At 58.8% G+C, this 25,808-nt stretch carries 22 protein-coding genes; 12 read left to right on the forward strand and 10 right to left on the reverse strand.

Annotated elements, in window-relative coordinates; translation table 11 throughout:
* Positions 1-270: 270 nt before the first annotated feature.
* The 5 genes from PSH88_RS10125 to PSH88_RS10145 all read left to right on the forward strand — a co-directional run bounded on the left by PSH88_RS10125 (position 271) and on the right by PSH88_RS10145 (position 2,337).
* Entirely contained in the window at positions 271-636 is a 366-nt protein-coding gene (locus tag PSH88_RS10125; protein ID WP_007902140.1) for a glycine zipper domain-containing protein, read from the forward strand.
* Between the two features lie 185 nt (positions 637-821).
* Entirely contained in the window at positions 822-1,247 is a 426-nt protein-coding gene (locus PSH88_RS10130) for a glycine zipper domain-containing protein (RefSeq protein ID WP_305483526.1), read from the forward strand.
* Between the two features lie 128 nt (positions 1,248-1,375).
* The gene (locus tag PSH88_RS10135; protein WP_305426095.1) at positions 1,376-1,546 is read left to right on the forward strand and encodes a hypothetical protein; all 171 of its coding nucleotides are present in this window, start codon (positions 1,376-1,378) and stop codon (positions 1,544-1,546) included.
* A gap of 107 nt (positions 1,547-1,653) precedes the next feature.
* Positions 1,654-1,878 (forward strand): hypothetical protein, encoded by a 225-nt coding sequence (locus PSH88_RS10140; RefSeq protein ID WP_305426096.1) that lies wholly within the window; start codon positions 1,654-1,656, stop codon positions 1,876-1,878.
* Between the two features lie 102 nt (positions 1,879-1,980).
* Positions 1,981-2,337 carry a hypothetical protein gene (locus PSH88_RS10145; protein WP_305426097.1) on the forward strand — a complete coding sequence of 119 codons (357 nt, stop codon included), beginning with the start codon at positions 1,981-1,983 and terminating at the stop codon, positions 2,335-2,337.
* Between the two features lie 58 nt (positions 2,338-2,395).
* Here the strand turns inward: PSH88_RS10145 and PSH88_RS10150 are convergent, their stop codons facing one another.
* Both PSH88_RS10150 and PSH88_RS10155 read right to left on the reverse strand, forming a co-directional pair.
* On the reverse strand, positions 2,396-2,791 hold the full coding sequence (locus PSH88_RS10150; protein ID WP_305426098.1) for a hypothetical protein: 396 nt from the start codon (positions 2,789-2,791) through the stop codon (positions 2,396-2,398).
* Entirely contained in the window at positions 2,788-7,665 is a 4,878-nt protein-coding gene (locus PSH88_RS10155; RefSeq protein ID WP_305426099.1) for an RHS repeat-associated core domain-containing protein, read from the reverse strand. Before PSH88_RS10155 ends, PSH88_RS10150 begins: the two co-directional genes overlap by 4 nt.
* Before the next feature lie 263 nt (positions 7,666-7,928).
* Here PSH88_RS10155 and PSH88_RS10160 point away from each other — a divergent pair, with 263 nt between their 5' ends.
* Positions 7,929-8,624, forward strand: coding sequence for an HAD-IA family hydrolase (locus tag PSH88_RS10160; protein ID WP_007902125.1), 696 nt, complete (start codon positions 7,929-7,931; stop codon positions 8,622-8,624).
* Between the two features lie 111 nt (positions 8,625-8,735).
* On the opposite strand, the gene PSH88_RS10165 is transcribed toward PSH88_RS10160, so the two are convergent.
* Complete coding sequence (locus PSH88_RS10165) at positions 8,736-9,482, reverse strand: 3-oxoacyl-ACP reductase family protein (RefSeq protein ID WP_305426100.1); 747 nt, start codon at positions 9,480-9,482, stop codon at positions 8,736-8,738.
* A gap of 124 nt (positions 9,483-9,606) precedes the next feature.
* On the opposite strand from PSH88_RS10165, the gene PSH88_RS10170 reads away from it, so the two are divergent.
* Positions 9,607-10,530, forward strand: coding sequence for a LysR family transcriptional regulator (locus PSH88_RS10170; RefSeq protein WP_305426101.1), 924 nt, complete (start codon positions 9,607-9,609; stop codon positions 10,528-10,530).
* 133 nt (positions 10,531-10,663) lie between these two features.
* Here the strand turns inward: PSH88_RS10170 and PSH88_RS10175 are convergent, their stop codons facing one another.
* The 3 genes from PSH88_RS10175 to PSH88_RS10185 all read right to left on the reverse strand — a co-directional run bounded on the left by PSH88_RS10175 (position 10,664) and on the right by PSH88_RS10185 (position 14,311).
* Positions 10,664-11,392 (reverse strand): aspartate/glutamate racemase family protein, encoded by a 729-nt coding sequence (locus tag PSH88_RS10175; RefSeq protein ID WP_305426102.1) that lies wholly within the window; start codon positions 11,390-11,392, stop codon positions 10,664-10,666.
* 59 nt (positions 11,393-11,451) lie between these two features.
* Positions 11,452-12,993, reverse strand: coding sequence for an NCS1 family nucleobase:cation symporter-1 (locus PSH88_RS10180; protein ID WP_305426103.1), 1,542 nt, complete (start codon positions 12,991-12,993; stop codon positions 11,452-11,454).
* A gap of 577 nt (positions 12,994-13,570) precedes the next feature.
* On the reverse strand, positions 13,571-14,311 hold the full coding sequence (locus PSH88_RS10185) for a phosphoadenylyl-sulfate reductase (protein ID WP_305426104.1): 741 nt from the start codon (positions 14,309-14,311) through the stop codon (positions 13,571-13,573).
* A gap of 174 nt (positions 14,312-14,485) precedes the next feature.
* Between PSH88_RS10185 and thrH the strand changes: the two genes are divergently transcribed.
* Positions 14,486-15,103, forward strand: a complete 618-nt coding sequence (thrH, locus tag PSH88_RS10190) for a bifunctional phosphoserine phosphatase/homoserine phosphotransferase ThrH (protein WP_305426105.1) — start codon at positions 14,486-14,488, stop codon at positions 15,101-15,103.
* Between the two features lie 110 nt (positions 15,104-15,213).
* Here thrH and pabB read toward each other — a convergent pair whose 3' ends face one another.
* From pabB to rloA, 4 genes are all read right to left on the reverse strand, one after another.
* Entirely contained in the window at positions 15,214-16,551 is a 1,338-nt protein-coding gene (pabB, locus tag PSH88_RS10195; protein ID WP_305426106.1) for an aminodeoxychorismate synthase component I, read from the reverse strand.
* 202 nt (positions 16,552-16,753) lie between these two features.
* Complete coding sequence (locus PSH88_RS10200) at positions 16,754-17,740, reverse strand: alpha-L-glutamate ligase-like protein (protein ID WP_123360058.1); 987 nt, start codon at positions 17,738-17,740, stop codon at positions 16,754-16,756.
* Entirely contained in the window at positions 17,740-19,275 is a 1,536-nt protein-coding gene (gene rloB / locus PSH88_RS10205; RefSeq protein WP_305426107.1) for an osmotic stress tolerance membrane protein RloB, read from the reverse strand. The genes PSH88_RS10200 and rloB overlap by 1 nt, the downstream gene beginning before the upstream one ends.
* 5 nt (positions 19,276-19,280) lie before the next feature.
* Complete coding sequence (gene rloA / locus PSH88_RS10210) at positions 19,281-19,817, reverse strand: retropepsin-like aspartic peptidase RloA (protein WP_305426108.1); 537 nt, start codon at positions 19,815-19,817, stop codon at positions 19,281-19,283.
* Positions 19,818-20,114: 297 nt separating this feature from the next.
* Between rloA and PSH88_RS10215 the strand changes: the two genes are divergently transcribed.
* The 4 genes from PSH88_RS10215 to acnD all read left to right on the forward strand — a co-directional run bounded on the left by PSH88_RS10215 (position 20,115) and on the right by acnD (position 25,795).
* Positions 20,115-20,837, forward strand: a complete 723-nt coding sequence (locus PSH88_RS10215; protein WP_007902102.1) for a GntR family transcriptional regulator — start codon at positions 20,115-20,117, stop codon at positions 20,835-20,837.
* The gene (gene prpB / locus PSH88_RS10220) at positions 20,834-21,724 is read left to right on the forward strand and encodes a methylisocitrate lyase (RefSeq protein WP_305426109.1); all 891 of its coding nucleotides are present in this window, start codon (positions 20,834-20,836) and stop codon (positions 21,722-21,724) included. The genes PSH88_RS10215 and prpB overlap by 4 nt, the downstream gene beginning before the upstream one ends.
* A 138-nt stretch (positions 21,725-21,862) precedes the next feature.
* On the forward strand, positions 21,863-22,990 hold the full coding sequence (gene prpC / locus PSH88_RS10225) for a bifunctional 2-methylcitrate synthase/citrate synthase (RefSeq protein WP_305426111.1): 1,128 nt from the start codon (positions 21,863-21,865) through the stop codon (positions 22,988-22,990).
* 207 nt (positions 22,991-23,197) lie between these two features.
* Entirely contained in the window at positions 23,198-25,795 is a 2,598-nt protein-coding gene (acnD, locus tag PSH88_RS10230; RefSeq protein WP_305426113.1) for a Fe/S-dependent 2-methylisocitrate dehydratase AcnD, read from the forward strand.
* The last annotated feature ends 13 nt before the right edge of the window (positions 25,796-25,808 follow it).

Genomic DNA, 25,808 nt, shown 5'->3' on the forward strand with positions numbered 1-25,808 from the left:
GGGAAAACGTCCTACAAACTTTACGAGCACCAGGTTTTTTTTCACAAACTTTTCACACCTGCCTACGTAGTCTCAGCTCATCCGTTAGAAAGCAGTACCCTGGCCCGTCTCCCCAGCGGGCTTTTTTTTGCCTGTCATAAAACCTTTTCCATAAATGCTGTCCAACCGTCGCCAATGACGAGGTTGTTCCGTGTTTGTGTCTGGACTTTGCCTCCTCTAAAGCATTCAATCTCCGGCCTTTCGGTTTCCCCCTTTTTTGAGGTTCTCGTTATGCGTTTGACACTGCCTGCTTTGGTTCTGGGCCTTTTGGTTGCTCAAGGTGCGATGGCTGCCGGTGATGGCACTGCCGCGCTCGGTGGTGGTCTGGGTGGCGCGCTGGGTAATGTGGTCGGCCAGAAAATGGGCGGCAGCACAGGTGCAGCGATTGGTGCTGGCGTAGCGGGCGCAGCCGGCAGTGCTGTTGCAGCACGCAAAGGCAGTCGCACCAAAGCGGCCATCGGCGGCGGTGTGGGCGCGGCGGGTGGTTCGGTGATCGGCAATAGCCTGGGCGGCAAGACAGGTTCCACCATCGGCGCCGGCCTGGGTGGTGCATTGGGCGGCGGCGTGGGCAGCAATCTGTCCAAAAAGGGCCACTGATCCTAATGATCCGCTGAAAATGCCCGGCTCGATGCCGGGCTTTTTCGTTTTGGAACGTTTTCCCCGTATATGGCTCAAATCTCTTACAGTCGGTATCTGATTTGCTGTTAAACAGACGCAGATGCCAGACTGAGGCCTATCCGCGGCACGATCTTCCCCCGATGCGGAAATTAGAGGTTCATATCATGCGTTTGACATTGTCCACGGTGGTTTTGGGACTTTTGGTCGCTCAGGGTGCAATGGCTGCCGGTGACGGCACTGCTGCAGTGGGCGGTGGTCTTGGCGGCGCGCTGGGTAACGTGGTCGGCGGTCAATTAGGCGGCAGCACGGGAGCGGCAGTGGGCGCTGGCGTCGGCGGTGCGGCAGGCAGCGCGGTCGGTGCGCGCAAGGGCAGTCGAACAGAAGCGGCTATTGGCGGAGGTATCGGCGCGGCGGGTGGCTCGGTGATCGGCAATAGCTTGGGTGGCTCCACGGGTTCGACTATTGGCGCTGGCTTGGGCGGAGCAGCTGGTGGTGCGGTGGGTAGCAACCTGGGTAATGACAGCGGCAGCTCGCATTCCGGCGGTGGCAAACACAAACACAAGCATAAAAATAAGTACAAGCATCGTTAACTCGATATCAAGTGACAGTAGAAACCCGGCCCAGCGCCGGGTTTTTCGTTTCTGTCACCAGGACTCTGGAACGTTTGCTCGTAGGACGCCTCGAACTTCATATACCCCTGAACGTTTTGAGGCATGTCATGACTCCGGAAACCGAAAACATGGAAGATGAAGGTCCGATCAACGATCCTGGCAACGAAGACCCGGGGTCTCTGATGGACGACGCCACGGTGCCGCTCAACGATGCCGATGACGCAGGCGATGTGGGCAATGTCGAGTACGACGAATACGACGAGGAAGACGACGAGTGATAGGGGGTATGGTCGGGCCGACCGATTGTCCCTCTGATCGAACCGCGTCTATCGTGCTGTCCTCGAAATGTCAGGATCTGCTTTTCAGGTCCATTGAGAGGTGCGTTATGAACGCTAATCCAAAAGACTCCGATATCGACGACGATACTCCCGAATATCCGCTGCCTTCACCCACCGACTCCCTGAGTCGCGATCAACGCCCGCCCGACGATGACGACACCGGCGTGGAGCAGGTGCCCACCGATACCGATGATGTGAAGCGCGGTGATGTGGAAGCCGTCCCCGAAGACCCGGACATTGCCGGTGACGATCTATCGGGAGAACCGAGCTGAAGCCTGCGCAGCGATCCATCGCCGCTCGTCGATTGTGCGGCACCTTTAAAAAGCGACCGCTGCCAGACATCAGATAAAGCACTCTTTAAAAGGAGGTGCGCCATGATCAGGTCAAAATTGACAACCCTGACGGTGGTCGGCTTATTGTCGATCAGTTCATCAGCGGCGTTTGCTCAATCTTCTGGCCGCGATGCGCCGGTCGATAAGGGCGGGATGCCACCTTATTCGGAAATGAATGCGGGTACCTCGGGCGGGAAGGTGCTGCCACCGGACACTATTGGTGGTGGGAGTGGCGGCGATGCCAGTGGAAGTAGCACCAGTCCGGGAAAGGGGAGTGGCTCGATGAGCGATGGAAGTTCGATGGGGAGTGGTTCTGGAAGTGGGTCTGGAGAGTCAGGTGATTTTGAGATTGATGAGAGCGGTGGTGGAGCAGGAAGTGGAGATAAAACCGGTGGTTAGAGTTTTCTTAATACGAATCTGGCCCGGACATGAGCCGGGCTTTTGATCATTTAACTAATCATATTTTTTCTGATTCAATCCAGCGTCTATAGAAAGATAATTGTTCATGTGGATCGTTTGTTAAATTGTTATCCTCATAATCAAAGATATAAACTACATCATTGAGTGACGACGTTTTGCCCAATGTCAATTCATATGCTTTCAAACCAAGAGACATTTGTGATGACATGCTTGAGGGATGTACGTTGAGTTTTGATCCCTTGCAGAGAAATTGTATGTTGGGGTTGTCTTCTCGAATGCGAGCGAAGCATCTATAAAAGTTACTATCTGAATATGTTTTATTAAGTCCGCTTTTCATTGTAAAGATTATAGTTATGCTTTTGTTATCGCATGTGAAATTGGCGGTTTCCTTTGTGCCGTCGATGCTGATGGTTATTTCAACCTTAAATATCATTTTTTTATTATCCTGTACGGATTAGGTATGGAATAGCCGAGCTCTCTGCCATCATCAATGATTAGGGTGGCGCCAAGTACGTCGACATTTTCTATACGGTTAGCTATCGCTATCTCTTTTTCCGCTCCGAAAAGGTAGGCTGGTCCAAGCTCTTTCTGCAAATCATATCCATCTATTTTTTGAAGAGTATAGAGGTAACCTACTTTTGTGTGATAGCCGGTTGCGAAAAGTTTGCCAACATCTCGCGATGGCGACGTGCTGATGAAATTACTGGGTGGGTTTTCACTATCTATAGAGTGGAGCAATAGATCATTGCTTTTTCCTTTGCTTTTAAAACCGTTTTGAAATACATCATTAGGCTCTCGTTCATCCCCGCGGTATAAGTAATCCTCTTCTCTTTTAGGTGAAGGAGTTGTTGGCTCCCCCTCATCAACCCCCACCTTACCCGCCGGTTCCTCATCCCCAAACGACGGCTTCTTACACCCATCCCCTCCAGGACAATCACTCAACCCCAACGGATCAACCCAACCCACCGGGTTGCGCGTGTACTGATAGCCGTTTAACCCACCCGCCAACTTGCTCGGGTCCGGCGTCAGGTACCGCCCGACATCCGGGTTGTAGTAGCGATGTCGGTTGTAATGCAGGCCGGTTTCCGCGTCGAAATACTGCCCTTGAAAGCGCAGCGGCTGATCGAGGACCTGGTGGGTGTTGCGGTTGAGGCGGGTGAGGCGGCCATAGGCGGTGTATCGGGCGGCCCAGATGATGTCGCCGCTGTAGTCGGTGAGTTCTTGCGGTGTGCCGAGGTGGTCGAGTTGGTAGTAGAACGGGCAGGCTTGGCGCGGGCCTTTGCCGTCGAGCATGGCCAGTGGACGGAAGGTGCCAGGTTCGTAGATGTAGCTTCGATGGTGATCCTGGCTGTGTTCGGCGACGAGGTGGTCGCCTTGCCAGAAGAACTCGGTGGTTTTGCCGTCGACGGATTTGCTGATACGGCGGCCGAAGGCGTCGTAGCGGTAAGTGGCTTGGCTGCCATTGGGCAGGGTGACGCCGATCAACCGGTGCTGGCAGTCGTAGTGGTATTCGGTAACGAGTTTTTGCGCAGTGCCGCGACGCTCGCGGATCAGGTTGCCGAAGGCGTCGTAGTCGTAATGCCGGTCGCCCTGCATCAGCAGGCGATTACCCAGCAACTTCGCAACGCCCGGGCGATCCTGCATCAACAGGTTGCCCGCCGGGTCGTGGGCGAAGCTTTCCGGCGATTGGTCACGGGAATGGCGGACGCGGATCAGGCGGTCGAGCGAGTCGTATTGGTAGCTGCGCTGGCCGTGGCGGGTATCGGCGATGTGGTCGAGATTGCCGATGACGCTGTAGGCATAGTCTCGACGGTACAGCGGATGTTGGTGTTGGCTGACGGCATGGGCTTTCAGCCGGCCTTGGTCGTCGTAGGCATATTCGCTGAGCAGCAGACCCTGCTGGCGGTTTTGTTCGCGACCGAAGGCAAGCTGGTGGGTGGTGAGGCGCGCGCCGTTGAGGTCGATGGCCGTCAATGCGCCGCCCTTGGCGTGGTGATAATCGAGTTTGCTGTTGTCCGGCAGGCGCAGGTGGTTGAGTCGGCCGCACGCGTCGTAGCGGTAACGCAAGGTGCCCCAACTTTGGTGCTCGGTGATCAGCCTGTCCTGGGCGTCGTATTCGAATTCCAGCGGATGGTCGTGGCCGTCGTCGACACTGACCAGTCGGCCGAGGTGGTCGTAGCGGTACTTGACCTTGACGCCATCGGGCAGGGTCTTGACCAGCAGACGTCCAGCCGAGTCCCGCTGATAAGCCGTGATCAGTTGCGAGTCGTCATCACCGAACTCGGTTTTCTCCAGCAGATGGCCGTTGAGGTCGTAGGCGTAGGCGGTGCGGCGGCCGTCGAAGCCGGTTTCCTGTCGGATCAAGCCGTTCGGCGTGTAGTCCAGGCGATACTTTTCACCGGATTCATTTTCAATTTCCGTCAGCCGTAACTGCGCGTTGTCGTAGCGATAACGCAGTTGCGTGCCATCGGGATTGATCCGGCGGCTGACCAGGTGCAGATCGTCGGCGTATTCGTAGCGGGTGATGCGGCCCAATTCATCGCGTTCAGCGGTGATCTTGCCGTAGGCGTTGTAGCTGAACCCGCGGCTGGCGCCGGTAGGCAGCGTTGTCTGAACCAGTCGGCCGACGGCATCCCATTGGTACTGGGTGAGAGCACCGTGTTCGTCCTGACGGGTCGTCTGCCGGCCTAGCGCATCGTAGGAAAAGCGTCGCTGACCGCCGTCCGGCAAGGTCTCTTCGAGCAGTTGTCCCAGCCCGTTCCGGATAAAGACATGCCGACTGTTGTCCGGGAAGCGGATCGACAACAAACGCCCCTGGGCGTCGTAGTGATAGTGGGTGACCTGGCCATCCGGATCGGTGGCTTCAATGACGTCACCCTGAGCATTGCGCTGATATTTCCACACCGATTTGCCGCGATAGCACGCATGCAGGAAACCGTTGCGGTATTCGTAGGATGTTGGCTCGTCTTCGGGTGGAATCAGCGCCACCAACCGTCCAACTTCGTCATAACGGTATTCAGTGACGGCCCCGAGGGGATCCTGCTCGGCCAGCAACCGGCCGTTGTCGTCATAGTCCTTGAGGTGTTCTCCACCGTTCAGCTCAACCTTGCGCACCAGCCTCGCCCGGTCGTCGTGGACGTAAACCTCTTCGCTGCCATCGATGTTCTGGACGGTGACACTGCCTTGGTCATCCCAGACGTAGCGCGCATCCATCTGCGAAAACGACGCCCAATGCCGGACGCAGCGCGCCGCCTTGCCGGACCTTTCCCACTCCCAGAAGAAACTCGCGCCACCGGCCAGTTGCCGCTGCAGAATCACGTGTCGGTCGTCGTAGTCGTAACGCTCGCTTTCACCAGCGGCGTTGGTCGCTTCGATCAAGCGTTGGCGGGCATCGTAGCGATAGAAAACCAGCGTTTGCTCTGTATGCCAGGCTTCGCCCGAAGAATCGCCGGGCTGAAACGACTGGTATTCGATGGCGACAAGGTGCCTGCGCTCGTAGCACAACAGCAACGAGCGACCGGAACCGTTATCGAGGCGTTGAATGCGATCCTGACGGTCGCGAGTGATGTGGAGGCGGTTGTTGTAGGCGTCGCTGATCGCCGTCAAGCGGCCCTCTCGAAAGTGGTAGAACCGGTTCGTCTCGCCAGCCAGCGCGAGAATCAACTCCTCCGGTTCGCCTCCGAGGTAAATCGCCGCCCGCGACAGGCTGTTGTGGATCACCGGGCGCTCGACACTCGGCAGCGGAAACGTCGTACGACGGTTTTCATGGTCGATCCAGACGACCTGTTCATCGTCCAGTTCCAACCGCTGCGCCAGCGAATGGCTCCAGCCCCAGCCCAGCCCGCAATCGATCTCCACCGCGCTGGTGCGGTACAACCGGGTGAAGGCAAATGGCAGTAGCCCATCCAATGAGCCGTCGGTCAGGGTCAGCAGTTCTTCACCGGTGACCATCGATACCGGGCAGTTGTTGGTGCAGGTCAGTGCCACACAATCGGCACTGTCACCGTTGGGGTTTTTCGACTGACTCGATGCATCGTCGTGAGGTTCGTGACGGCCCAGCCGGGTCATGGCGAAGGACTTGTCGCGAGCAATGGCAACCGGATTGTTCACCTGTACAACTGGAGAGTTGCCAGCACGGATCTGTAACGGAACCGTCGGTGCCGGTTTCAGTGGTGCATTCCGCGCGCTGACCACGAGCGGCTTGAGCGCGCCAGCGTGAGCTGTCAGGTCAGATTTGGCCGTCAGTTCTGCCAGCCGCAAACTGGCCGCCGTCAACCACTGTCGAGCCTGCTGGGACTTGATCTTGTCCAATACTTTGGCGCTCATGCCGAGCTTCAGGCCCGTAGGTCCGGTGAGGCGCACCAGCAGGAAACTGATCAATAGTTCTGTACGAATTTGCGCCACGACTTCGGCGATGTACTGCGGCGGCAGCATCCTCAGCCAACTGGTGAAGGCCGCGAGATGAATGAACATCAACGGCTCATCGCTCAACATCAGCAACACATTGGCGATGGCTTCTGCCGAAGCATTCAGTAACGTCCCAAGCTCGCCTTGGGTCAGGTACTCAAGGAGTTTTTCGCTGTTGGTTTGCAGGTCTGCCAGCAGGGCGTAGACCTGCTTCACGTCATCCCACAAACCGTGCAGCGAACGCTCGAAACCGCGCCAGTCGGCCTGTTGCAGCATGCCGTAACGCTGGGTGAACCCTGCCTCGGAAAACCCTGCCCACAAGGGCTGGAATTCGCTCGTCCATTCATTGCGCAACCAGCCTTCCAGCTCGCCGATCACGCCTTGATAGGAGGCGTAGAGCGCTTTGACGTGATCGGTGGAAACATTGGGAAAGAAGGTGATGCGATAACGCTGGCCGCGCCAGCATTCGGGGATTTCGAGAATGCCGCTGGGGCCGATGGTTTTGTGGACGGGCTCACCGAACGTCAGTTCACCCTTACGCTGCGAGATAACCGGTTCGAGCATCACCGGCGTATTGCCGATCGGCACGAAACGCGCGGCCTCAAACAGGTGCACCAGAGTCAATGGACCGCTGGCCGGGCACATGGCGAGCGTCGAACTGACAGGGAGGGTGGAGTCCTTCGGCGCGCTCAGCCGGACTTCATTACCGACCTTGAACACCTGCTCGACATTCAGCGCCCCACCGGTCCAGAAGTTTTCCGCCCAGGCCTCGTAGTCGTTGAGGCAGAGACGAAAATCACCGAGCAGTGCTTCGACGTCAGGCTGCTCGGGGTTCATGGCGGCGACCACCAGCAGGCCGATGGCATTGTTCAAGGCCAGGACCTTGTCAGGTTCGAACATTCGCAGTCCCTCGCGCTGATTAATCTGGAGCGCAAGACTTTGCGGGGGATCAACGAGGAAAGAAGTCGGGAAAGGAGGTGTTTTGTGTAGGGAAAATCGCTAAATGATCACGGGCGTCTCGGCACAGTTTTTTATGTCCGCCTGGCATTGCCCGTTGCTCTCTGCCAACCGCGCTCGCTATGCTGCTGAACCCTTTAATCCATCACGGACCCGGTCGTGCCTTAGCCGCTCCCGGGATGTCATGAGAAAACGGATCAGATGCGATGAATGCACCCTTGGATGAGTTCGGCCCGATCAAGGCCGTGATTTTCGACATGGACGGCTTGTTGCTGGACACCGAGGGCATTTACACCGAGGTCACGTCCATCATTGCCGGGCGTTATGGCCGGACTTTCGACTGGAGCGTCAAACAGAACATCATCGGTCGTGGCGCGGGTGATCTGGCGCGCTATGTGGTCGAGGCGCTGGACCTGCCGATTACAGCCGAAGAGTTTCTGGTGATCCGCGAACCGCTGATGCGCGAGCGTTTTCCGACGGCGCTGGCGATGCCTGGCGCAGAGGAACTGGTTCGGCACTTGAAGGCCAACAACATTCCTATTGCGGTGGGCACCAGTTCTTCACGTCAGTCATTCGGCCAGAAAACCACCTTGCACCGCGACTGGTTCGCGCTGTTCGACTTCATCGTCACCGCTGATGACCCGGAAGTGGGCGCGGCCAAACCGGCGCCGGATATCTTCCTGACGGCGGCGCGACGTCTGGGTGTCGCGCCTGAGGATTGCCTGGTGTTCGAGGATTCACCGTTCGGCGTCACCGCGGCGAAAGCGGCGGGAATGACGGCGATAGCGATCCCGGATGCGGCGATGGCCGACGAAAAGTATGCACACGCCGATGGCATTCTTCGTACGTTGAAGGCGTTCAAACCCAGTGCATGTGGCCTGCCGGCGCTTGAGTGGGCTTAATGCCGATAAATGTGGGAGCGGGCTTGCTCGCGAAGAGGGCGTGTCAGGCAACATCAATGTCGACTGATACGACGCCTTCGCGAGCAAGCCCGCTCCCACAAGTGACCTGTATCAGGCGCCGAAACCACCGTCGATGGTCAGGCTGGCACCGGTGATGTAGCCGGCTTCGGGGCCGACAAGGTAGGCGACGAAGCTGGCGATTTCTTCCACTTTGCCGTAACGACCCACGGCCATCAGCGGGATCAGGCTTTCAGCAAAGTCGCCGCTGGCGGGGTTCATGTCAGTGTCGACCGGGCCCGGCTGCACGTTGTTGATGGTGATACCCCGTGGGCCGAGGTCGCGAGCCAGGCCTTTGGTCAGGCCGACCAGCGCCGACTTGCTCATGGCATACGGGCCACCACCGGCGAAGGGCATGCGCTCGGCATTGGTGCTGCCGATGTTAATGATGCGGCCGCCTTCGGTCATATGTTTGGCCGCTTCCTGAGTGGCGATGAACACACTGCGCACGTTGATGGCCAGGGTCTGGTCGAAGTCTTCGAGTTTGAAGTCTTCCAGCGGTGCGACGGCCAGAACGCCCGCGTTGTTGACCAGGATGTCCAAACGCCCAAAGGCTTCGACGGTGGCATTAACGGCATTGCGAATGGCGACGGCATCGGCGCTGTCGGCCTTGATGGCCAGGGCTTTGCCACCAGCGCTGGTGATGCTGTTTTGCAGCTCTTCGGCTTTGGCGGTAGAACTGACGTAGGTGAAGGCGACGGCAGCGCCTTCGGCGGCCAGACGTTTGACGATGGCAGCACCGATGCCGCGTGAACCGCCTTGAATCAGAGCTACTTTGCCGCTGAGGTGTTGAGTGGTCATGTCGATCTCCAGAAATTCAAGGCGGGCTGCCTTGTTGTTGGAGTCGAGTATCGGCCTCGCACTACCCTGCGGGTAGACCGTCATTGCTATAGTCTGTGTAAACCAAAAGTTTATAGTGGCGCTTATGGAAACCTTCAGTAGTATCGAATGCTTCGTGCGTAGCGCCGAGGTTGGCAGCTTTGCCGAAGCGGCGCGGCGCTTGAGCCTGACGCCGGCGGCGGTGGGCAAGAGCGTTGCCAAGCTGGAGGCGCGACTGGGTGTGCGGCTGTTCCAGCGCAGCACGCGCAGCCTGACGCTGACTGAGGCCGGCCAGCTATTTCTCGGCGAAGTCAGCGCCAGCCTGCACACGATCCAGAATGCCGTGGCCAACCTGGCCAGCGCCGAAGGGCGTCCCGCCGGTACATTGAAAGTCAGCATGGGCACAGTGTTCGGGCGTTTGTACATCGTGCCGTTGCTGGGCGAGTTTCTGCAGCGCTTTCCGGCTATCAACCCTGACTGGCATTTCGATAACCGCCAGGTCGACCTGATCGGCCAGGGTTTCGATGCGGCGATTGGTGGCGGATTCGAACTGCCTCAGGGCGTGGTGGCGCGCAAGCTGACGGCTGCCCATCGGGTATTGGTGGCTTCAACCGAGTACTTGGCGAAACACGAGGCGATCATCGAGCCCGACGACCTCAAGCACCACGACGGCATCTTGATACGGTCGCCACAGACGGGGCGCGTGCGTTCCTGGCAGCTGACCAGTCGCACCCGGCAACACAGCCCGCTGACGCTCAAGGCGCGGATGACCATGAGCGATTCGGAAGCCGCCTGCGCCACGGCAGTTCAGGGGTTGGGCATTGCGTTGGTGAGCATGCCGTTTGCCGTGGGCTATCTGGATGCGGGAACGTTGCAGCGTGTGTTGCCTGACTGGTACGTCGATGACGGCAACATCTCTATCTATTACGCTGAGCACAAACTGCTGCCGGGCAAGACCCGGGCGTTTGTCGATTTCATCATTGAGCAGTTTGCGGAGCAGGGGTTGGGGCAGAGGTTCAGTGCTCTTTGAACCTGGCTTAAGACCGAGGTGTGGCTATCGCGGGCAAGCCACGCTCCCACAGGGTTTTGAGTCTTATCATAATGATATAAACGACACAAAACCTGTGGGAGCGAGGCTTGCCCGCGAAGAACGATAACGCGGTCTACCTGCCAAACCGCCCCGGCCAACCAATAATGCTCTTCGGCCGAGGCATCGCATACGTCCGCACTTTCGACGTCGACAACCCCAGCCGCACCAGCGATTCGGCAATGGTCACCGCCGCCGTCACCCCATCCACCACCGGCACGCCGGTGCGCTGACGAATCTGCTCATCCAGCCCGGCCATGCCGCCGCAGCCCAGGCAGATCACCTCGGCCTTATCCTCAAGCACCGCCAGTTCCGCTTGCCGAACAATCGCCTCCAGTGCACGTTCTGGGTCGGACTCCAACTCCAGCACCGCCAGCCCGCTGGCCCGTACCGACGCACAACGGTCCCAGAGCCCGGACAGTTTGAGGCGATCCTCGATCAGCGGCACGGTGCGGTCCAGGGTGGTGACCACCGAGTACGCATGCCCGAGGAACATCGCGGTGCTGGCGCCGGCATCGGTGATGTCCACTACCGGCACGTTGAGCAACTCCTGCAAACCTTCGCGACCGTGCTCGCCATAACCGGCCTGGATCACCGCATCGAAAGGCTGGTCGTAGGACATGACCCGATCCATCACCGCAATGGCGGCCAGATAACTTTCGAAATTGCCTTCAATGGAGTCGGCACCGAAGTGCGGTGTCAGGCCGATGATTTCCGTGCCGGGCGAGGCTACGGATTGGGCCTGACGGGCGATGGCCTGGGTAATGGATTCGGTGGTGTTGACGTTGACCACGAGAATTCGCATAGGAGGTCCTTTTATAGCGAGGTGGTTCTGCGGCCCGACGTTGCCGGGCCGCCCGGGGATCAATGGCTGACGTTATCGACCGCGATGGTTTCACCGCTGACATCTGCGTAGTAAGGCTGCCGTTTGGCGATGATCAGGTAGAGCATCCCTGCAATCCCGGCGCCAATCAGCCAGGAGAACGGCGAGACGCTGTCGAAACCTGGCACCAGGGCCAGGACAATGGCGATCAAGGCTGCCGGAATGAACGCCGCCACGGCACGCAAATTGACCCCATGGCTGTAGTAATAATCGCCATTGGGATCTTCGCTGTACAACTGCGGCACGTTGATCCGGCCTTTTCGTACCTGCCAGTAGTCGACCATGATCACCCCGTACAACGGGCCGAGCAGGGCGCCGAGGCCCGACAGGAAATAGACGATCACCAGCGGACTGTTGTAGAGGTTCCACGGCAGGATCAGCACCGCGATGGTCGCACTGATCAGCCCGGCGCGACGGAAGGTCAGGTACTTGGGCGCCAGGTTACTCAGTACGAAAGCCGGGGCCACGAAGTTGGCCATGATGTTCACCGCCACGGTGACAATCAGGAACGCCAGGCAGCCGAGTACCAGAAAGAAGGTGTTGGGAATCGATGCGATGATTTCCGTTGGGCTTTCGATAATCCGGCCATTGATCTGAAATTGCGCACCGCAGAGTAGGACCGTGATCCCGGCGAATACCAGAATGTTGACGGGCAGGCCCCAGAAGTTACCCACCCGAATGGTCTTGCGGCAGGGCGAAGAACGGGCGAAGTCACAGAAATTCAGGATCAGCGTGCCGTAGATCGACAGCCACAATGCGCCGCCCGCAAAGATGTTGCGCCACATCTCGCCACCGCTCAGCGGCTCGCGAATCGACCAGGCGATAGTTGCGTTGGCCTGGAAGTACATCCACCCGGCGAGGGAGGCGACGGTCAGCAAAATCACCGGGCCGGCAAACGCTTCGTAGCGCCGCACCATTTCCATGCCATAGGCCAGGATCGCCAACTGCACGAACCAGATCGCCACGAAACACACCCAGCCCAGACTCGACAGTCCGAGGATCGAGTTGTGGTCGTAATCGGCGAAACCGGGGTGCACCGCCGTCAGTAGTACACGAAAGACCACTGACGCCAGGTACGTCTGAATCCCGAACCAGGCGATGGCGATAACGGCGCGAATCAATGCAGGAATTTGTGCCCCATGGATGCCGAAACTGATCCGGCTGATCACCGGAAACGGCACGCCGGTTTTCTGGCCCATGTAACCGGAAAGATTCATGAAGCCATACACCAGCGCCGCGCCGATTCCCAGGGACAGCAGAATCTGCCAGCCGCCCAGGCCTAGTGCATACAGGCCAATGGCGAAGGAGTAATTGGCAATGTTATGCACGTCGTTGGTCCACAGGGCAAAGATGCTGTAACGACCCCAACGTCGACCTTCAGCCTTGGTCGGCGCCAGGTCCTTGTTGTGCAGACGGGGGCTGAGTACCACGGGTGGTTGAAATGTTTGATCGTGAATGACGGATGGGGAAAGTGAGGAGGGCAGATCCAGCGCGATGTTGTTATTGGGGAGGCTAGTACGCATTCCGGCAGGCTCCAGAAGCTCGTTGCCGCGATGACTGTGCATGAGCGTGAACTCGACAAATCTTCGTCGCGGCCGGGAGAGCATCATTGGTTACGGGGCATCTGCAGCCTGTACGGGATAGGGCGCTTCAGGCTTGCGGATCTAAAGTGTGTGTATGTTTTAGTATTTATTGTATACAAAACATATGTTCACTTAAGCCAGATCTGTGCCAGTCAGTGATCTATGAATTACTTGGCTAATTTCGTTTTGTTATTGATTGAAACTAAGTAATTGAAAAATTGGAAATATAAATTGACCGTTTGAACAGGTATTTATTTCGGCGGGGTTGTGTGGGAATGATCGACTGAGGACGTCACGAAAGAATGATGTAACTTTTTGGGGCGCACAGATAAAAAGTGCACACAGATATGGCACTTATAGTGACATTTTTGTGTACACAATTATTCGGGTTGACCCAGGGGCAGTATGGGAGCGGGCTTGCTCGCGAAGAGGCAGTCACATTCAACACTGATGTTGACTGGCAGTCCGCTTTCGCAAGCAAGCCCGTTCCCACAGGGGATTGCAGAGGGCGGGGGAATTAAGCCTTGGATTTGCTGATGATGTTTCCGGCATGCAGCCCGCATTCTTTCTGCGTGGCTTCTTCCCACCACCAACGACCTTCGCGCTCATGCTGGTTCGGCAGCACCGGACGGGTGCAAGGCTCGCAGCCGATGCTGATGAAGCCGCGTTCATGCAGGCTGTTGTACGGCAGCTCCAGCATGCGGATGTAGCCCCAGATCTCTTCGCTGGTCATTTGCGCCAGCGGGTTGAATTTGTACAGAGTGCGTTCCGGGGTGGAGAACGCGGTATCGATTTCCAGCACCGCGACCGCGCTGCGGGTGCCCGGGCTCTGGTCCCGACGCTGGCCGGTGGCCCACGCAGTCACCCCCGAGAGCTTGCGACGCAATGGCTCGATCTTGCGGATGCCGCAGCACTCGCCATGGCCGTCCTTGTAGAAACTGAACAGGCCCTTTTCCTTCACGAAAGGTTCGAGCTTGGTGTAGTCCGGCGACACCACTTCGATGTCGATCTTGTAGTGTTCGCGCACCTGTTCGATGAAGCGATAGGTCTCGGGGTGCAAGCGACCGGTGTCGAGGCTGAACACTTTGACGTTCTTGTTCAGCTTCCAGGCCATGTCCACCAGCACCACATCCTCGGCGCCGCTGAAAGATATCCACAGGTCATCGCCGAACTCGGCGAACGCGAGTTTCAGGATGTCCTGGGCGGATTTGTTGGCATAGGTCGTGGCGAGTTCCACGACATTGAACGATGGGCTCATCAGGGCGGCTTCCTACAGGTCGGTGGCGCTGGGCGCTCTATATGTGCCTGATGGTAACAAAATCCTGCGGTGGCTGGTGCGCCCTCTGCGTTGCACAGAGGAGGGCGAGTCGCTAGAGTTCGGCAGTCCTTTTGCTCGCTCGACTCAATAAACAGTACAAAATGGGAGTGTCTTGTGGAAATTGCCTGTCTGGATCTTGAAGGTGTGCTGGTCCCGGAAATCTGGATCGCCTTTGCCGAAAAAACCGGGATCGACTCCCTCAGGGCCACCACTCGGGACATTCCCGACTACGACGTGTTGATGAAGCAGCGGTTGCGGATTCTCGACGAGCACGGCCTGAAGCTTTCCGACATCCAGGAAGTGATCGCCACGCTCAAGCCTCTGGACGGCGCCAGCGAATTCGTCGACTGGCTGCGTGAGCGCTTTCAGGTGGTGATTCTGTCGGACACCTTTTACGAATTCTCCCAGCCGCTGATGCGTCAACTGGGCTTCCCGACCTTGCTTTGCCATCGTCTGATTACCGACGATGCCGGTCGGGTCACGGGCTATCAGTTGCGTCAGAAAGATCCCAAGCGTCAGTCGGTGTTGGCGTTCAAGAGCCTCTACTACCGGGTGATCGCGGCGGGGGATTCCTATAACGACACGACGATGCTGGGCGAGGCCGATGCCGGGATTCTGTTCCATGCGCCGGACAATGTGATTCGCGAATTTCCACAGTTCCCGGCGGTGCACAGCTTTGCGGAGTTGAAGCAAGAGTTCATCAAGGCTTCGAATCGGGCGTTGAGTTTGTAGTCGTCAGGGATGGCCCCTTCGCGGGCAAGCCCGCTCCCACAGGATTTGTGTTGATCGCATAATTGTGGCTCGACACATAACCTGTGGGAGCGGGCTTGCCCGCGATGCTTTTAGAGGTCCCGCAAAGTATCGAGCAACACCTTCACCTTGGTTATCGATTCCTGATATTCCGCCTGCCAGTCCGAATCCGCGACGATCCCGCCGCCACCCCAGCAACACACCTGCCCATCCTTGACCAGCAAGCTGCGAATGGCGATGGAGCTGTCCATCTCCCCACGCACGTCAAGATACAGCAATGAACCGCAGTACAACCCACGACGGGTAGGTTCCAGCTCATCGATGATCTGCATCGCGCGAATCTTCGGCGCGCCGGTAATCGAGCCGCCGGGGAAGCTGCCGGCGATCAAATCCAGCGCATCCTTGTCATCCGCCAACTCGCCGGTAACGCTGCTCACCAGGTGATGCACGTTCGGATAGCTTTCCAGACTGAACAACTCCGGCACCCGCACTGAGCCGATGCGGCAGGTACGGCCGAGGTCATTGCGCAGCAAATCGACGATCATCAGGTTTTCCGCGCGGTCCTTGGGGCTGGCCAGCAGTTCGGCGGCGTTCGCCGCATCTTCAGCGGCAGTCAGGCCGCGAGGGCGAGTGCCCTTGATCGGGCGGGTTTCGACGTGGCGCTCGCTGACTTTGACGAAGCGCTCCGGCGACAGGCTAAGCACGGCGTCGCCGTCGGGCAGGCTCTGGAAACCGGAAAACGGCGTCGGACACGCCGCCCGCAGCGCGCAGTACGCGGCCCATGGATCGCCCTGGCATTGCGCACGAAAGCGCTGGGCGAAGTTGACCTGATAGCAGTCGCCGGCCTGGATGTACTGCTGAATGCGTTCGAAGGCTTGTCGATAGTCATCGGCGCTCAGGTCGGCATTCATCGGGCCGTCCAGTTTGAAAGGCTCGATCTTCTGAGGTGCAGGCTGAGTGAACAGTTCGATCAGCCGCTGTCGTTCGCTGTCGATCAGCGCCGGGTGGAACACCAGTTGGCTGGTGGCGAGGTGGTGATCGCTGATCAGTGCCCAGTCGTACAGCCCGAAACGTGCGTCGGGCAATTGCAGATCATCCCGCGCCTGGCTCGGCAGGTTTTCCAGGTGCCGGCCGAAGTCGTAGCTCAGATAACCGATCAGGCCACCGGCGAAAGGCAGGTTGAAAGGAACAGTGGCTTCGCCGAGTCGCGTCAGGTTGTCGCGAAGGCGTTGCAGGAAATGGTTGCCGCTTTCATCCGGTAATACATCCAGTTGCTCCAGCGGCCAGGCGCTGAGCAGGTCATAACGCCCACGCTCGGCGCTCGGCCGGCCGCTGTCGAGCAGCACGGCACCGGGGGCATGACGAATCGCCGCGAAGTATTCGGCGGGGTTGGCGCGATAGGGCAGCGAGTGTACGGAACAGGTCAACATGGGCGGGGCAGATCAGCCATCGAGGCGGGGGAGCGATTGTAGTCCTCTGCAGGATTTGCTCCTAGAGGGGATGTCGGGGATTGGCAGGTTGAGAGCTTCAGTGACTGTCAGTCAGCCATCGCGAGCAGGCTCGCTCCCACAAGGACCACGCTCAACCCTGTGGGAGCGAGCCTGCTCGCGATGGCAGCGACTCGGTCTCGGATCAACCCTCAACCGCAGGAATATGCCCAAACATTTCCTGAACGAACTCCACGCGTTCCTGCGCTGTTTCGATTATCCCGCGGGCCTGTAATTCTTCCAGCCGCGCTTCGACCGCGTGGGTACGTAACGTCAAGCCGCAATCGTTGGCGATCTGAATGTTCAACCCGGGCCGGGCGTTAAGCTCAAGAATCAGCGGCCCTTTCTCCTGGTCGAGCACCATGTCGACACCGATGTAACCCAGCCCGCACAGCTCATAGCAGCCGGCAGCCAGCTTCATGAAACCGTCCCAGTAGGGCAGTTGCACGCCGTCCACTGCGTTGGTGGTGTCCGGGTGTTTGTTAATGATGTTGTTCAGCCAGGTGCCGCGCAATGTCAGGCCAGTGGCCAGATCGACACCGACGCCGATGGCGCCCTGGTGCAGGTTGGCCTTGCCGCCGGACTGGCGGGTCGGCAGGCGCAACATGGCCATCACCGGATAGCCCATCAGCACGATGATGCGAATGTCCGGCACGCCTTCATAGCTGATGCTTTTGAAGATCTGGTCCGGGGTCACGCGGTATTCGATCAACGCCCGATCGCGGTGACCGCCGAGCGAGTACAGGCCGGTCAGGATGCTGGAAATCTGATGCTCGATTTCCTCGTGACTGATGATCTTGCCCGACACCGTGCGATACCGGCCCTCGAAGCGGTCGGCGATCACCAGAATGCCGTCACCGCCGGCGCCCTGAGCCGGTTTGACCACGAAATCGGTGCGTCCGCCGATGATCTCGCCGAGGTTGTCGATTTCCTTCTCGGTGGAGATTACGCCGTACAGCTCCGGCACGTGAATGCCGGCGGCGATGGCGCGCTCCTTGGTGATGATCTTATCATCGACGATCGGGTACAGGCTGCGCTTGTTGTACTTGAGCACGTAGTCTGCGTTGCGCCGATTGATCCCCATGATGCCCCGGGCCTCCAGGGCTTTCCAGGTCTTCCAGAGACCAAACATCAGGCGTCAGCCTTCTTGAGGAAAGCCTTGAAACGCACCAGTTCGGTCAGGCGGTAACCGCGATAGCGACCCATGGCCAGCATGAAGCCCACCAGAATCAGCAGGATCGCCGGGAAGGTGAACACGAAGTACACCAGTTCTGGCACGCTCATGATCAGATGCGCCAAAGAGGCGGCGAACAGTGTGCCGATCGCCACTTTCATGGCATGGCCGCCGCCGCGCTCTTCCCAGGTGATCGACAGGCGTTCGATGGTCATGGTCAGAATCACCATCGGGAACAGCGCCACTGACAACCCGCGTTCCAGGCCGAGTTTGTGGCTGAACAGGCTGATAGCCGCGATCAGCACCACCACGAAGGTCAGCACCACCGACAGCCTCGGCAGCATTTGCAGCTTCAAATGTTCAAGGTAGGAGCGCAGCGACAGCCCCAGTGTCGTAATGATTGTAAACAGCACAATACCGAAGCCGAGCTGGGTTTCCCGGAAGGCGAGGGCGATCAGCACCGGGGTAAAGGTGCCGAGTGTCTGAATGCCGATCAGGTTGCGCAGGATCAGGATCACCAGCACGCCGATCGGGATCATCACCATGATCATGAAGGTTTGCTGGGTTTGCAGCGGCAGGCCATACAACGAGTAGTCGAGGAAGTTGGCGTCGGAGTTTTCGTCGGTCAGCTTGGCCAGGCGAATGGCGTTCATTTCGCTGTTGTTCAGGCTGAAGGTGACGTTGGCTTTCTTGCCACCATCGACGGTGATCAGGTTTTCATCGCCGGTCCACCACAGCAAGCGGTCGGTGGGCAGGCCCTGTTCGCCGGTTTCCGGGTTGAAGTACAGCCAGTCGGTGCCGTTGAAGCTGCGCAACCAGAGTTCAGGCATTTGTGGTTGATCGGCCACCAGACGAATGGTGTGGACCTTTTCCACCGGCACGTGGGCGATGGACAGTACCAGCTCGACGATTTTGGCTTTGTTCACGGTGGACGGATCGCCGGCCAGCAGCAGTTTCACGTTGTCGTCGTTGAGGTTGTTGACGCGCTTGATGGCCTCGCCGATGAAGGTTTCGACGTCGGCCGAGTGTTGGCGGATCGGCGCGAGCAAGGCTTCGGCGGCGATTTTTTCAGGGCCTTCGACGGCGATGCTGTCGCGGAAGGTCGGGCCTTTGACCTTGGATTTTTCGCCGCTGTAGCGCTTGGTCAGCACCAGTCGGTAATAAAGGGTCTGGTTGCCCTTGGCGCGGCGCGCCGACCAGGTGACCTTGCGGTTACCGTCGGCACGGTTCACCGCCACGCCGTAATTATTGGAAATGAAACTCTCGTTGAGGCTCACGTAGTCGCGGCTCAGCGGCGGCACGAACATCTGGATCTTGATCGGGTCTTTGGCATTGGCGACGAACTCGACCTTGGCGTCGATGTTCCACAAGTCGTCGGTAGCGTCTTCGGTCACCGGAATTCCGAGCACGAAAATCTGATAGGCCGTAACTGAAATGCCCAGCACCACCAGGATGGCGATCAGCAGTTTCAGATGGAGGGTAAGAGAGCGCATTGGAATTACTCTGCGGTATGTGCGTCGGTGGCGCAGGCGGGTTTGCCAGCAGCGTATTTAAGACTGGGGTCGACCAGCGCATCGAAACGTTTGAGAGCTTCGGAGCCGATCAAGAGCGGGTATTGGAAGGCACTGCGGTCAGTCAAGTTCACTTCGATGCTGCGTAAAGCCGAACCCATGCAGATATCCAGCTCAATGACCGGACGGGCGGTGTACTTCTTGCCTTCTTCCGGGTCGTAGTCACCGGCCCGGCGCTTGATCTTGCTGACACGGGCCAGCGGTCGTTCGATCGGGTGCGAATGCGCGGCGTCGATAGCCAGATAGAAGCGCACCCAGGATTCGCCATTGCGTTTGAAACGTTTGATGTCGCGGGCACTCAGCGAAGCGGTTTTCGCTCCGGTGTCGAGTTTGGCGGCGACTTCCAGATTGATGCCATCCAGCGAAGCGTACTCATTGAGGCCGTACACAGTCTTTTCCCCTGCCGCGGCGAAACCTGGCAGGCCAAAAAGACAAAGGAATGTGGTGAAGAGCTTGAGTCTCATAAATCCTGGTGCGCAGCGGTCCGTTCTTCAATTCAAGGCCCTGGCATTGCTGCACAAGCTCCCTCGTATGCCTATCCGCTTTTTATGACAGGCAATGCAGATGACAAGCAAATGCGGGCGGCATTCTAGCACGGTGGGTTTATGGCGCCAGCGTTGGCCGACGGCTATAACTTGAGGTGTTGCTTCCTTATGGTGCAGCAGGTTATTAGACGATTGTCGACAATATCGATTTATCCTTTGACGTAACCGGCCATATTCGCTAGTTTTTGCGGCATTGGTTTTCAAGGTGTCGACAATATGCTGGATCAACTCGATCCCCCGGTCACAGTTCAGGACGACTCGGAAACACTTTCCGAAAACGTCTTCCGACGCATTCAGGCGGCCATCGTCAAAGGTGAGATCGCCCCGGGCAGCAAGATCTCCGAGCCGGAGCTGGCGCGTACCTACGGCATTAGCCGCGGGCCGCTGCGTGAGGCCATTCACCGTCTGGAAGGCCAGCGCCTGCTGGTTCGCGTGCCGCACGTCGGGGCGAGGGTGGTGTCGCTGAGCCACGCCGAATTGCTGGAACTCTACGAAATTCGCGAGTCCCTGGAGGGCATGGCGTGCCGTCTGGCGGCTGAACGCATGACGGTCGAAGAAATCGACGAACTGCGCCGTGTGCTCGAAACCCATGAGCGCGATGCGGCGTTTCAGGCAGGCGTCGGTTACTACCAGCAGGAAGGCGATTTCGACTTTCATTACCGGATCATCCAGGGCAGCGGCAACCGCACACTGACCCAGATGCTGTGCGGTGAGCTCTATCAACTCGTGCGCATGTACCGCATCCAGTTTTCCACCACGCCCAATCGGCCGCGCCAGGCGTTTGCCGAACACCACCGAATTCTCGATGCCATCGCCGACCGTGACGGTGAATTGGCCGAGTTGTTGATGCGCCGTCATATCGGCGCCTCCAAACGCAATATTGCCCGTCACTACCAGGACGGCGCTAACCCGACAGCCACTGAACGAGGTGAGTCATGAGTTCCAACAAGAACACTCCAGGCCAGCGTTTCCGCGATGCGGTCGCCAGCGAACATCCGCTGCAAGTGGTCGGCACGATCAACGCCAACCACGCACTGCTGGCCAAGCGCGCCGGTTTCAAGGCTATTTACCTGTCGGGTGGCGGGGTGGCTGCCGGCTCCCTGGGCGTGCCGGACCTGGGGATTACCGGTCTGGATGACGTGCTGACCGACGTGCGTCGCATCACTGACGTCTGCGACTTGCCACTGTTGGTGGACGTGGACACCGGTTTCGGTTCCTCGGCGTTCAACGTCGCCCGTACCGTGAAGTCGATGATCAAGTTCGGCGCGGCGGCGATTCACATCGAAGACCAGGTCGGCGCCAAGCGCTGTGGTCACCGTCCGAATAAAGAGATCGTCTCGCAGCAGGAAATGGTCGACCGCATCAAAGCGGCCGTCGATGCGCGCACCGACGACAGCTTCGTGATCATGGCCCGCACCGACGCCCTGGCGGTGGAAGGTCTGGAGTCTGCGCTGGATCGCGCCGCCGCGTGCATCGAAGCCGGCGCCGACATGGTGTTCCCGGAAGCGATCACCGAGCTTGAGATGTACAAACTGTTCGCCAGCCGCGTGAAGGCGCCGATCCTGGCCAACATCACCGAATTCGGCGCGACGCCGCTGTACACCACCGAGCAGCTTGCCGCTGCCGACGTGTCGCTGGTGTTGTACCCGCTGTCGGCGTTTCGTGCGATGAACAAAGCCGCGGAAAATGTCTATACCGCGATCCGCCGCGACGGCACGCAACAGAATGTCATCGACACCATGCAGACGCGCATGGAGCTTTACGATCGCATCGATTACCACACCTTCGAGCAAAAGCTCGATGCGTTGTTTGCTGCGAAGAAGTAATGAAAGCCCTGTAGGAGCGAAGCTTGCTCGCGAAGACAGACTGACATTCAAAATCAATGTCGTCTGAGGCACCGCTTTTGCGAGCAAGCTTCGCTCCTACAAGTTTCCCCAACAAATTCAAGAAAACTGGAGACAGCAATGGCCGAAGCAAAAGTACTCAGTGGCGCCGGGCTCCGTGGCCAGGTAGCCGGGCAAACCGCACTGTCCACCGTGGGCCAGTCGGGCGCCGGCCTGACCTATCGCGGCTACGACGTTCGCGAACTGGCGGCTGACGCACAATTTGAAGAAGTGGCTTACCTGCTGCTGTACGGCGAACTGCCAACCAAGGCACAACTCGCTGCCTACACCCAGAAACTGAGCAAGCTGCGCGACCTGCCGCAAGCGCTCAAAGAAGTGCTGGAACGCATCCCCGCCGACGCCCATCCGATGGATGTGATGCGCACCGGCTGCTCGTTCTTGGGCAACATCGAGCCGGAGAAAGACTTCTCCGAGCAGCACGACAAGACCGACCGCCTGCTGGCCGCGTTCCCGGCGATCATGTGCTACTGGTACCGCTTCAGCCACGACGGTAAACGCATCAACTGCGTGACCGATGAAGCCTGTATCGGCGGCCATTTCCTGCACTTGTTGCACGACAAGAAGCCGAGCGAATTGCACGCCAAGGTGATGAACGTTTCGCTGATCCTTTACGCGGAACACGAATTCAATGCCTCGACCTTCACCGCCCGGGTGTGCGCCTCGACCCTGTCGGATCTGTTTTCCTGCGTCACCGCCGCCATCGGTTCCCTGCGCGGCCCGCTGCACGGCGGCGCCAACGAAGCGGCGATGGAAATGATCGAGCGCTTCAGCTCGCCGGAAGAGGCGGTCGAGGGCACCCTCGAGATGCTCGCGCGCAAAGACAAGATCATGGGCTTTGGTCATGCGATCTATAAGGACAACGATCCGCGCAACGAGGTGATCAAGGGCTGGTCGAAAAAACTCGCCGACGAAGTGGGCGACACGGTGTTGTTCCCGGTCTCAGAAGCCATCGACGCAACCATGTGGGAACAGAAGAAATTGTTCCCGAACGCTGACTTCTACCACGCCTCGACGTACCACTTCATGGGCATCCCGACCAAGTTGTTCACACCGATCTTCGTCTGCTCACGCCTGACCGGCTGGGCGGCCCACGTGTTCGAGCAACGTGCCAACAACCGCATCATCCGCCCGAGCGCCGAATACGTCGGCGTCGAACAGCGCAAGTTCGTGCCAATCGAACAACGCTGACTGGGGGAGGGCGCCGGTGCCGGTTATTGGGTGCAACGAATAACCCTGTGGGAGCGGGCTTGCCCGCGATGACGGACTGACATCCAACATTGATGTCGACTGATACACCGCTATCGCGGGCAAGCCCGCTCCCACAGTGGAGTGTGTTTGCTTCAATAGCTGCGCCAGGCGCCCACCTTTTGTAACCACCGTGACCGAGTCCTGACGATGAACACTGAATTCCGCAAACCGCTGCCCGGCAGCCATCTGGATTATTTCGACGTCCGCGCGGCGGTCGATGCCATTGCGCCTGGCGCCTACGACACCCTGCCGTACACCTCCCGCGTGTTGGCGGAAAACCTTGTGCGTCGCTGTGACCCGGCCACGCTCACTGAATCCCTGAAGCAATTCATCGAACGCAAGCGCGATCTCGACTTCCCTTGGTTTCCAGCCCGCGTGGTGTGCCATGACATTCTTGGTCAGACCGCCCTGGTGGACCTCGCCGGTCTGCGCGATGCCATCGCCCTGCAAGGCGGCGATCCGGCGCAAGTGAATCCGGTGGTGCCGACTCAGTTGATCGTCGACCATTCCTTGGCCGTTGAACGCGGTGGCTTCGATCCCGAGGCGTTTGAAAAGAACCGCGCCATCGAAGACCGTCGCAACGAAGACCGTTTCCACTTCATCAACTGGACCAAAAAAGCCTTCAAGAACGTCGACGTGATCCCGCCCGGTAACGGGATCATGCACCAGATCAATCTGGAGAAAATGTCGCCGGTGATTCAGGTGCGTGACGGCGTGGCCTTCCCCGATACCTGCGTCGGCACCGACAGTCACACCCCGCACGTCGATGCGCTGGGCGTGATTGCTATTGGTGTTGGTGGTCTGGAAGCGGAGAGCGTGATGCTCGGGCGCGCATCGTGGATGCGTTTGCCGGAAAGCGTTGGCGTCGAACTTACTGGCAAGCTGCAACCGGGCATCACCGCCACCGACATGGTGCTGGCGCTGACCGAATACCTGCGCAAACAAAAAGTCGTCGGCGCGTGGCTGGAGTTTTTCGGTGAAGGTGCTTCCGCGCTGACCCTGGGCGACCGCGCGACCATTTCCAACATGGCCCCGGAATACGGCGCCACGGCGGCAATGTTCTACATCGACCAGCAGACCATCGACTACCTGAAACTCACCGGCCGTGAAGACGAGCAAGTGCAGTTGGTCGAGAATTACGCCAAGCAAACCGGTCTCTGGGCTGACAGCCTGAAAGGCGCGCAATACGAGCGAGGCCTGACGTTCGACCTGTCCTCGGTGGTGCGCAACATGGCTGGCCCGAGCAACCCGCACGCCCGTGTAGCGGTTTCGGATCTGGCGGCGAAAGGCATCTCCGGGAAGTGGGAAGACGTACCGGGTCAAATGCCGGACGGCGCGGTGATCATCGCCGCCATCACCAGTTGCACCAACACCAGCAACCCGCGCAACGTGATTGCCGCAGGTCTGCTGGCGCGCAATGCCAACAAGCTCGGGCTGACCCGCAAGCCGTGGGTCAAATCCTCGCTGGCGCCGGGTTCGAAAACCGTGGCGCTGTATCTGGATGAAGCCGGCCTGACCAAAGAACTGGAGCAACTCGGCTTCGGCGTCGTGGCCTTCGCCTGCACCACGTGCAACGGTATGTCGGGCGCGCTGGACCCAGTGATCCAACAGGAAATCATCGACCGCGACCTGTACGCCACCGCCGTGCTGTCCGGTAACCGCAACTTCGACGGGCGGATTCACCCGTACGCCAAAAACGCGTTCCTGGCTTCGCCGCCATTGGTGGTGGCTTACGCCATCGCCGGCACCATTCGTTTCGACATCGAAAAAGATGTCCTGGGCCTGGACGCGAACGGCAAGGAAATCCGCCTGAAAGACATCTGGCCGAGCGACGAAGAAATCGACGCGGTGGTCAAGGCCTCGGTGAAACCAGAGCAGTTCCGCCAGGTGTACATTCCGATGTTCGCCATCCACGAAGACACCGGTCCGAAGGTCACGCCGCTGTATGACTGGCGCGAAATGAGCACCTACATCCGTCGTCCGCCGTATTGGGAAGGCGCGCTGGCCGGCGCTCGTCCGCTCAAAGGCATGCGCCCGCTGGCGGTGCTGCCGGACAACATCACCACCGATCACCTGTCGCCTTCCAACGCGATCATGCTCGACAGCGCGGCGGGCGAATACCTGGCGAAAATGGGCCTGCCGGAAGAAGACTTCAACTCCTACGCCACGCACCGCGGTGACCACTTGACCGCGCAGCGCGCAACCTTCGCCAATCCGAAACTGTTCAATGAAATGGTTCAGGAAAACGGCAAGGTCAAGCAGGGTTCCCTGGCGCGGGTCGAGCCGGAAGGCAAAGTGATGCGCATGTGGGAAGCCATCGAAACCTACATGGAGCGCAAGCAGCCGCTGATCATCATCGCCGGCGCCGACTATGGTCAGGGTTCGTCCCGGGACTGGGCGGCCAAAGGTGTGCGTCTTGCAGGTGTGGAAGCGATTGCCGCCGAAGGTTTCGAGCGCATTCACCGCACCAACCTGGTGGGCATGGGCGTGTTGCCGCTGGAATTCCAGCCGGGCACCGATCGCCACACCCTGGCCATCGACGGCAGCGAAACCTACGACGTGATTGGCGAACGCACCCCGCGTGCGACGCTGACGCTGGTGATCAATCGCAAGAATGGCGAACGCGTCGAAGTGCCGGTGACCTGCCGCCTCGACACCGCTGAAGAAGTGTCGATCTACGAGGCTGGCGGCGTGTTGCAGCGTTTCGCTCAAGACTTCCTCGAAGAATCGGCGGTTGCCGTTTAACACGATGAGCCAG

The sequence above is a fragment of the Pseudomonas wuhanensis genome, from assembly GCF_030687395.1.
GTDB lineage: Bacteria > Pseudomonadota > Gammaproteobacteria > Pseudomonadales > Pseudomonadaceae > Aquipseudomonas > Aquipseudomonas wuhanensis.